The organism is Micromonospora sp. 15K316 (assembly GCF_004348525.1).
Taxonomy (GTDB): Bacteria; Actinomycetota; Actinomycetes; order Mycobacteriales; family Micromonosporaceae; genus Micromonospora.
Map to the genome: position 1 here is coordinate 1 of NZ_SMKG01000346.1, position 3922 is coordinate 3922.

The following is a 3922-nucleotide window of genomic DNA, read 5'->3' on the forward strand; positions in this document are numbered from 1 at the left end:
GGGTAGGGCGGGGTTCAGCGGAAGAAGGCGCGGAGCACGGCGGAGGTCTCGTTCTCCAGCACTCCGCCGTAGACCTCGGGACGGTGGTTGAGCCGGCGATCGCGCAGCACGTCCCAGAGCGAGCCCACCGCGCCGGTCTTCGGCTCCCAGGCGCCGAAGACCACTGTCGAGACCCGGGCCAGCGCCAACGCGCCGGCGCACATCGTGCAGGGCTCCAGCGTGACCACCAGCGTGCAGCCCTCCAGCCGCCACCGCCGCAGTCGCTGCGCCGCCCGACGCAGCGCCAGCACCTCGGCGTGCGCGGTCGGGTCGCCGGTCAGCTCGCGCTCGTTACGCCCGACGGCCAGCTCGGTCCCGTCCGGCCCGTAGAGCACCGCGCCGACCGGCACGTCCTCGACGGCGGTGTCGCCGTCACCGGGGCCGCCGGTCGCCGGGCCGGTGACCGCGACCTCCAGCGCCCGGCGCATCCACAGCTCGTGTCGCTGCCGCCGTCCCGGCTCGCCCGGATCGGCCAGTCCCTCGTCGGCACCCGGCCCGACCCGCCCGACGCGGCCGGGCGTGGGCTGCCCGGGGCGTACGGTCTCGAAGGCCGGATCGGTGGCGTCCGCCGGTTCACCACCCGAGGGGAGAAGCGGCGCGTCACCCGCCGGCTCAGACCTCACGCAGCTCCTCGACCTCGTCGGCGCAGCCCAGCACCTGGCAGACCTCGGCGGTCACGTCAGCGGGCAGCAGCCCCTCCTCGGCGCAGAGCGAGAGCAGCTTCTGCGCGGAGATCCCGAGGTCGGCGAGGAGGTCCGCGTCGCCGACCGGATCGGCCTCGGGGTCGACGGCCGGCTGCTCGCTCTCCTCCTCGCCACCGCCGCCGGAGCGGGGCTCGTCCACCTCGTCCAGCCCGGTGACGGAGGTCTTCAGGTCACCGACGAGCAGCGCGCCCAGCCGGGACTCCTCCGCGTACGCCGAGTCGGAGCCGAAGACGCGCAGGTCCTCACCCTCGTCGAGACGCATGATCACCAGGTATGTGTCGTCGGCCTCGACGAAGAGCAGCGACAGGTCGGCGTCCTGATCGACGTCCCGCAGCCGATCCGCGACCTCGTCGATGTCGGCGGCCCCTCGCAGGTTCACCTCGGCGGCCGTCCAGTCGCCCTCAACGCGCACCACGGCCGCAGCGAAGTACGACACGTTCCCCCCAATTACCTCGGCACAGCACGCCGCCTCGTTACGCGTGCACGTTAGCCGGTCGGGTCGGCGGGCGGCCGGTCAACGCCCCGAAGGGCCTGTCAATCCTGACAAAGTCATGGCCGTCTCAGCCGGCCAGCCGCCGCCTCGTGGCGATGAGCTGCCGCAGCCGCTCGGTACGCAGCCGTTGCGGGCGTTCGCGCTGGCGTACCGCCCGGGCCCCGGCCAGATCGGCGAGGAGTTGCAGGCGGCGGCGGCTGCGTTCGGGGTCGAGCCGCGGTGTGGTCCAGGCCATGACGCCGAGCGTGCCGAGTCCACCGGCGCACGTCAAGCCGGGTTCCGGAGCGCAGCCGACCGACCACGCGACGCAGTCACCAGAGCGGCCAGTTCCCGCTGGTCGCCCACCGTACGGCCACCACCGCGGCGGCGATGCTCCACCCGCCGGCGGTCACGATGGCGATCCCGGCGGCAGCCCCCCGATCGCCGTGGCGGACCAGCACCAGGGCCGCGAGCCAGGCCAGCAGCCCGGCCAGCAACGTCCACCAGGCGTAGCTCGCGACATCGGTGCCGAGCAGCCCGAACAGCACCAGCCAGACGGCGGTCGCGCCGCCCCCCACCGCCACGCCGATCCCGGTGACCGGGTGCGGCTCGCGGTAGGTGGGCCGGGCGGGCGGCCCGGCCGGAAAGAGCCCCGAGGGGATACGCGCCGGTGGCCGGTACCCGGCACCCGGGTCGTACGGAAGGGGCTGCTGCCCGCTCGTCACGCCTCGCCTCCCCTCGGCCGGAACGCTCGTTCCACCGTACCGACTCTGCCAGGATGACCGGATGCCGTCGCCGACGATCAGACGCCGCGCGTACCCGGTCCCGCTGCTCCTCACCGCGCTCCTCGCGGCGGGCTGCGCGTCGACCCGACCGGGGGTGCCGCCCGGCGGCACGACACCGAGCCCACCGGGCGCACCGGCCAGCGCGGACCAGCCCGCCGCACCGGATCCGACCGGCTCGGTCCCGCCGCGCAGCACTGCGGCGCCGCCGGCTACCCCCCGCCTCGACTCCCGGCACGTCTTCCCGGTCCGCTCCGGCAAGGTCGCCTACCACAAGACCCACTCCGGCTACCCGGCGACGGACATCTTCGCCGACTGCGGTGAGCCGGTCGTCGCGGTCACCGACGGGACGATCCTCGAGGTGAGCCGGGTGGACCGGTTCGACAAGCGGGGCCCGCTCGGGCCGAACAACGGCGGGCTGTCGGTGTCCCTGCTCGGTGACGACGGGGTGCGGTACTACGGCTCGCACCTGAGCGCGATCGCGGGTGGCGTGGCCGCCGGCGTCCGGGTCGGCGCCGGTCAGAAGCTGGGTGAGGTGGGCCGGACGGGAAATGCGAACAACGTTTGCCACCTGCACTTCGGCATCTCCCCGCGCTGCTCGGGTCAGGACGGTTGGTGGATCCGGCGTGGCGTGATCTGGCCGGCGCGCTACCTCGACTCGTGGCGAAAGGGTGGCAACCGGGGCCCGGCCGCCGAGGTCACCGCCTGGCAGCGGCGGCACGGCTGCCCGAAGGCTCCCTGATCGACGCCGCGGCGACTAGGTTCGACGGAATGAAAGCCCGGGACCCCATCGCCGACCTGCGGCGGATCGCGTTCCTCCTGGAGCGGGCGAACGAGGCGACCTACCGGGTGCGGGCGTTCCGGTCCGCGGCCAAGACGCTCGCCGCCCTGCCGGCGACGGAGGTGGCCGAGCGGGCGAGGGCCGGCACCCTCACCGAACTCTCCGGCGTCGGCGACGTCACGGCCCGTTGCGTGGCCGAGTCGCTCACCGGCGAGGAACCGGTCTACCTGCGCCGACTGCTCGCCACCGAGGGCAGCGACCTGGACGCCGAGGCGACCGCCCTGCGTACGGCGCTGCGCGGCGACTGCCACACGCACTCCGACTGGTCGGACGGCGGATCGCCGATCGAGGAGATGGCGCTGGCCGCGGTGGAGCTGGGGCACGAGTACGTGGTGCTGACCGACCACTCGCCCCGGTTGACGGTTGCCAGGGGGCTGACCGCCGACCGGCTGCGCCGCCAGCTCGACCACGTGCGGAAGGTGAACGAGGCGCTTCCCGAGGGGTTCCGGATCCTCACCGGCATCGAGGTGGACATCCTCGCCGACGGCTCCCTCGACCAGGACGAGAAGCTGCTGGCGCGACTCGACGTGGTGGTCGGCTCGGTGCACAGCGGCCTGAACGACGAGCGGGCGAAGATGACCCGGCGGATGCTGACCGCGATCGCCAACCCGCACCTGGACGTCCTCGGGCACTGCACGGGGCGGATGGTCTCCTCCCGACCGGCCGGTGTCACCGGGCCGGGCGACCGTGGGCACCGGGCCCGTACCCGCAAGGAGAGCGACTTCGACGCGGACGCCGTCTTCGCCGCCTGCGCGGAGCACGACGTGGCCGTGGAGATCAACTCACGGCCGGAGCGGCAGGACCCACCGAAGCGGCTGATCCGCCGCGCGCTGGAGGCGGGCTGCCGCTTCGCCATCAACACCGACGCCCACGCGCCCGGTCAGCTGGACTGGCAGCGGTTCGGCTGCGAGCGCGCGGCCCGCTGCGGCGTCCCCGCCGACCGCGTGATCAACACCTGGCCGGCGGAGCAGCTCGTCGACTGGGCCCACTCCCACGCCTGACCCCATCCCGGTGATCAAGAGGTCGCCGTCACGGCGGGCGCCTGATCTGACGCAAGGCTCTTGATCACCGGGGGTGGGTGGGG

At 73.9% G+C, this 3922-nt stretch carries 6 protein-coding genes; 2 read left to right on the plus strand and 4 right to left on the minus strand.

All coding sequences use genetic code 11. From position 1 onward, the window contains the following. Nucleotides 1-14: 14 nt before the first annotated feature. The 4 genes from E1211_RS31105 to E1211_RS31115 form a co-directional block, all read right to left on the minus strand. Entirely contained in the window at nucleotides 15-467 is a 453-nt protein-coding gene (locus tag E1211_RS31105; RefSeq protein ID WP_207915581.1) for a nucleoside deaminase, read from the minus strand. Nucleotides 468-651: 184 nt separating this feature from the next. Continuing rightward, a complete protein-coding gene (locus E1211_RS31110; protein ID WP_132353655.1) occupies nucleotides 652-1179 on the minus strand; it encodes a tRNA adenosine deaminase-associated protein in 528 nt (175 codons plus the stop codon). 124 nt (nucleotides 1180-1303) lie between these two features. Beyond that, nucleotides 1304-1471, minus strand: a complete 168-nt coding sequence (locus E1211_RS32845; RefSeq protein WP_165947379.1) for a hypothetical protein — start codon at nucleotides 1469-1471, stop codon at nucleotides 1304-1306. A 76-nt stretch (nucleotides 1472-1547) separates the two neighbouring features. Then, a complete protein-coding gene (locus E1211_RS31115; RefSeq protein ID WP_371686228.1) occupies nucleotides 1548-1940 on the minus strand; it encodes a hypothetical protein in 393 nt (130 codons plus the stop codon). 61 nt (nucleotides 1941-2001) lie between these two features. Between E1211_RS31115 and E1211_RS31120 the strand changes: the two genes are divergently transcribed. Continuing rightward, nucleotides 2002-2739, plus strand: a complete 738-nt coding sequence (locus tag E1211_RS31120; protein ID WP_132353657.1) for a M23 family metallopeptidase — start codon at nucleotides 2002-2004, stop codon at nucleotides 2737-2739. 29 nt (nucleotides 2740-2768) lie between these two features. Beyond that, a complete protein-coding gene (locus tag E1211_RS31125; RefSeq protein WP_132353659.1) occupies nucleotides 2769-3839 on the plus strand; it encodes a PHP domain-containing protein in 1071 nt (356 codons plus the stop codon). Nucleotides 3840-3922: the final 83 nt, after the last annotated feature.

Excerpts from the sequence above, each read along its gene's own strand:
- E1211_RS31105 (WP_207915581.1), bottom strand. The coding sequence starts at position 467 with ATGCGCCGGGCGCTGGAGGTCGCGGTCACCGGCCCGGCGACCGGCGGC.
- E1211_RS32845 (WP_165947379.1), bottom strand. The coding sequence starts at position 1,471 with ATGGCCTGGACCACACCGCGGCTCGACCCCGAACGCAGCCGCCGCCGC.
- E1211_RS31120 (WP_132353657.1), top strand. The coding sequence starts at position 2,002 with ATGCCGTCGCCGACGATCAGACGCCGCGCGTACCCGGTCCCGCTGCTC.
- E1211_RS31125 (WP_132353659.1), top strand. The coding sequence starts at position 2,769 with ATGAAAGCCCGGGACCCCATCGCCGACCTGCGGCGGATCGCGTTCCTC.